Genomic DNA, 4,535 nt, shown 5'->3' with positions numbered 1-4,535 from the left:
TTGAACTGATCAGACAAAGAAGAGTGGAAGGAACCACAGAGGCACAAAGGACACAAAGATCGATCACTACATTCAGTTAAACTGATCAGACAAAGAAGAAGAGAGCCGTGCGAGTTAGGAGGAAGCGGAAAATTGGCTATTAGAGGACGAATTTGAACCGGTAGAGGGACGACTTTCGGCAGTAGAGATATAATTTCCTTATCTTCTTTCCCCCTTTCTCCGATGCTATCCTTACTAAAAAAGCTCTGGAATTGGCTAAAATCGCTCTTTATTGCCAGTCCGAAGGCAATTAACCCCAAAAAAGTCGAAAATACTCCTCCAGAACCCAGCGATGGGGAATATGAAGGGATATTGATGGGGTTATTCGAGCAGGTGGCGGCGGGAACCACTACCGGCGGGTTACGGGGATGGCTATACAGTCGCCATTGTGACGATAAAAAGCTGGCGCGGTGGTTAGGGGTCAAAAGCGAGGAATGGCTACAGTATCCGGAAGATTATCAAACTTTAGGGCGGGATCTGGCGGCTTTAGGCAAGGTGATGACGGGAAATCTGGGGGAAGTATCCCAACGGATTAGCCTCCAGTTACGCGACGCGGTGAGGGATGTTTCCAGTGTGGAGGGGGAAAATCTATGCCCAAAGGAGACGGATTTAACGGAAGTGGTTCAGGATGCCGCATTCTGGTTTGAGCAAGGAACCCAGAAATACATGAATGGGGATTTTATCGGTGCGATCGCATCCTATGATCGAGCTTTAGAAATTAAACCCGATAAGCATGAAGCTTGGGACAACCGAGGGTTTGCGTTAGTTAATTTAGGCAGATTAGAAGAAGCGATCGCATCATATGATCGAGCTTTAGAAATTAAACCCGATTTCCATCAAGCTTGGAACAACCGAGGGATTGCGTTGCATAAATTAGGCAGATTTGAACAAGCGATCGCATCCTATGATCGAGCTTTAGAATTTAAACCCGATTTCCATCAAGCTTGGATCAACCGAGGGGTTGCGTTAGGTAATTTAGGCAGATTTGAGGAAGCGATCGCATCATATGATCGAGCTTTAGAAATTAAACCCGATTTACATCAAGCTTGGTACAACCGAGGGGTTGCGTTATATAATTTAGGCAGATTTGAGGAAGCGATCGCATCATATGATCGAGCTTTAGAATTTAAACCCGATAAGCATGAAGCTTGGACTAACCGAGGGGTTGCGTTATATAATTTAGGCAGATTTGAACAAGCGATCGCATCCTACGATCGAGCTTTAGAAATTAAACCCGATTACCATCTAGCTTGGAACAACCGAGGGTTTGCGTTAGGTAATTTAGGCAGATTTGAACAAGCGATCGCATTCTACGATCGAGCTTTAGAAATTAAACCCGATTTCCATCTAGCTTGGGACAACCGAGGGATTGCGTTAGCTAATTTAGGCAGATTGGCAGAAGCGATCGCATCCTACGATCGAGCTTTAGAAATTAAACCCGATTACCATGAAGCTTGGGGCAACCGAGGGATTGCGTTAGCTGATTTAGGCAGATTAGAAGAAGCGATCGCATCCTACGATCGAGCTTTAGAAATTAAACCCGATTACCATGAAGCTTGGTACAACCGAGGGATTGCGTTAGCTGATTTAGGCAGATTAGAAGAAGCGATCGCATCCTACGATCGAGCTTTAGAAATTAAACCCGATTATCATGAAGCTTGGTACGGCCGAGGGTGGGCCGTTTGTTCTCTGAGTAAAAATCGTATTTCTACTCCTAGTCTAGAAGCTCTCATTTACCGTAAACCGATAGTAGCCCTTAATGACCGAGAACCCCATATTTTCGCCCTCCGGGAGGCACTTCCCCACCTTATTCAAGGATCGCCTCCGTGGGGGCAAATTTATCGCTATCTAGGGCAAGCTTATCTGGAACATTCCCAGTATAAAGAGAATGCTAGTCCCTATTGGCGCGAAGCAATCCGACATTATCAAACCGCTTTACCGATTCTCAGCGAAAAAGACTTCCCCGAAGATCATTTAGAAATTCTGCAAGGATTGATCCGCGCTCATCTTTCCCTACAGGAAATCCCTGAAGCGCGATTCTATCAACAACAGGGGCGCCACCTTTTTACCCGACTACGCGCCCAGAAACGGGATAAACCGGCTTTTGAGAGAAAATTCAGCAGTTTTAGTCACCTAGAAATCGATTTACTGATCGAGGAAAATCATCCCCTAGACGCAATTGAACAGGCAGAATTTTATAAAAATCGTTGTTTGACTTGGATTCTCGATAATTGGCAAGAAAACCCCACCAGTCCCGATTATGCCACTATCCAAAGCCTGACAGATCCGAATAAGGCGATTATTTACTGGTATCTCAGCGAGGACAATCTCACCACCTTTATTATCACCCCAGAGGCTGATCCGGTCATTGTCGAGCCAGAACAACGCCGTCAACTGGCGCGACAGTTTCGGACTTGGTTAACTGAATGGGATAAACAATACCTTGACTATGCCAGTAAAAAAGAAACGGAGAATAAACAAAATCACCCCTGGAGATTGTCACTTAACAGCCGTTTTGCCCAATTAAAGCGGATTTTACAGATCGATAAAATTCTCGAACCTTTGCCGGTTTCCGTTGATTCCCTGATTCTCATCCCCCACCGGGATCTGCACCGCTTCCCCCTACATACCCTCTTCCCCGAAAAATACACCGCCACCTATCTCCCCTCTGCTCAGGTCGGTTTGCGTCCCCAGTCCGGCGATTCCTCCTATTCTCCCCTCCTCAGCGTCGAAGACCCCAAAACGGAACAAAAACCCATGGATTTCGCCCAACTGGAATCAGCGATTATTAGCCATATCCTGCAACCGAGCCAGAGAATTAGCCCGAAAAAGGCATCACGGGAAAACGTCCGCAAAGCCCTCGAAAATGCCCATAAAACCTTTCATTTCACTGGTCACGGCTTTTATGACTCTTTTCGTCCCCAGGAGTCTGCGATCGCCCTTAGCGATGGTTTATTAACTGTCCGGGATATCAACAAGCTCAACCTCTCTAGTTACCGTCTCGTCTGTCTGGCTGCCTGTGAAACCGCTCTCACCGGTAAGGATGGCATTACTACCGAATACGTCGGCCTCGTCAGTGCTTTCTTGGCAGCGGGTGCGACTAATGTGGTCAGTACCCTCTGGCCGGTGAAGGAGATTTCTAGTGCTTGGTTTATGATTAACTTCTATCAAAGATTATTAGCGGGTGAATCCCCGGCCCTAGCTCTGAAAAATACACAAAATTGGTTAAAAAATATCACTTGGCAGCAACTAGCTAACTGGATCGAGCAACTTGGACAACTTCCCGACCTAAGGGAAGGGGTCGATCGACTGGAGGTGAGGGCGGCGAATACTTTGAAGGAAGGCAGTACAATAGGGCTAGATCAACTAACAGAATATAGTGATCCTTACCATTGGGCGGCCTATACCCTGACTGGACAGGACTAACTTATGGAAATTCCCAAAACAATTATCGATCTTGAAGCGCTGCTAATCGCCCTCGCACAGCAGACTGAACCCTTGCCAGAATATCTACAGCGATCGCTCAAAGAAATTGAACGATTATTAAGGGAAGAACAACCCCAGGCAGCAACACAATTGCGGCAACTTGTCAAGGATTTTCCCCCCCTAGAAAAAGCTTATAAAAAAGCGATCGAAGAGTTAGACGCAGCCTATGCTAACCAAGAACGCACCAAAAGTTTAAGCGTCACTTTTCCCGATAGTTTAGATTTCGAGTCCCTATTTATTAATGATGTTATTCCTAGCCAAGATTGGGTAAAAACTGCCCAAAAATTAGCTGGATCCCCCCTGCCCCCCTTGATAAGGGGGGTGCCGACAGGCGGGGGGATCCCCCTTGATCGCGAGGGTGCTGATTCCCCTCGATTTTGGGATAAAGCCGATCGCCTGATGGTGGTAACGGTGGGAGGTGCGGCCCTAGGAGGATCGATTGCGGGAGTTTACGGTGCGGTTATTGGTGCGATATTAGCGGCGGGCTGCGGATGGTATATTACCTTTAGGAAAGCAAAATCAGCATAAATTTTTGATGAAGATTGTTAACATTGAAAACTTTCTTTTGTTAATCGGAACCTTGGTTATTACCGCAAGCGTGGCGCTGGTTACAAAAAAACAGCCAAGACGGGGAAACAATAAATCTTATCTAGAAATTCTTTTTGTTTCTGGGTTAAGTTTATCGGCTGTATTGGCAATGTCTAAGGTCGTCCATAAAGTGTTAACTGATGAAAATTTTCAGAATTGCCTTGGCTCGGATAGTCAAATCCTTCTTTTGTTAGCTGCTGTTCTCGGTATCTTTATTTCTATTAAAGAGATTTGGAAATTATTTGAAGCGAAGTAATAGAAATGCCAGCTTTATCCATATCCAAAAGTTATACTAAATCCTGTTGAGAAGGTTTTGATCCCCCCTTGATCCCCCCTTAATAAGGGGGGCGCTGATCCCCCCTTGATCCCCCCTTAATAAGGGGGGCGCTGATCCCCCCTTGATCCCCCCTTAATAAGGGGGG

Annotated in this window: 3 protein-coding genes; all 3 read left to right on the top strand. The window is 46.1% G+C overall.

What is annotated here, in order from left to right; all coding sequences use genetic code 11:
• The first annotated feature begins 222 nt into the window (after positions 1-222).
• From PX484_RS21750 to PX484_RS21740, 3 genes are read left to right on the top strand one after another with little or no spacing between them, the layout of a single operon-like run.
• Complete coding sequence (locus tag PX484_RS21750; RefSeq protein WP_287765751.1) at positions 223-3,465, top strand: CHAT domain-containing protein; 3,243 nt, start codon at positions 223-225, stop codon at positions 3,463-3,465.
• A gap of 3 nt (positions 3,466-3,468) precedes the next feature.
• On the top strand, positions 3,469-4,053 hold the full coding sequence (locus PX484_RS21745) for a hypothetical protein (RefSeq protein WP_287669889.1): 585 nt from the start codon (positions 3,469-3,471) through the stop codon (positions 4,051-4,053).
• A 7-nt stretch (positions 4,054-4,060) separates the two neighbouring features.
• Entirely contained in the window at positions 4,061-4,369 is a 309-nt protein-coding gene (locus PX484_RS21740) for a hypothetical protein (RefSeq protein WP_287765749.1), read from the top strand.
• The last annotated feature ends 166 nt before the right edge of the window (positions 4,370-4,535 follow it).

The sequence above is a fragment of the Microcystis sp. M49636_WE2 genome, from assembly GCF_030065375.1.
GTDB classification, from domain to species: Bacteria; Cyanobacteriota; Cyanobacteriia; order Cyanobacteriales; family Microcystaceae; genus Microcystis; species Microcystis aeruginosa_C.
Note: the sequence above shows the minus strand (reverse complement) of the source record. Positions and strands in the feature narration are given on the sequence as shown.

Coding starts and splice junctions, on each gene's coding strand:
- PX484_RS21750 (WP_287765751.1), top strand. CDS start 223: ATGCTATCCTTACTAAAAAAGCTCTGGAATTGGCTAAAATCGCTCTTT.
- PX484_RS21745 (WP_287669889.1), top strand. CDS start 3,469: ATGGAAATTCCCAAAACAATTATCGATCTTGAAGCGCTGCTAATCGCC.
- PX484_RS21740 (WP_287765749.1), top strand. CDS start 4,061: ATGAAGATTGTTAACATTGAAAACTTTCTTTTGTTAATCGGAACCTTG.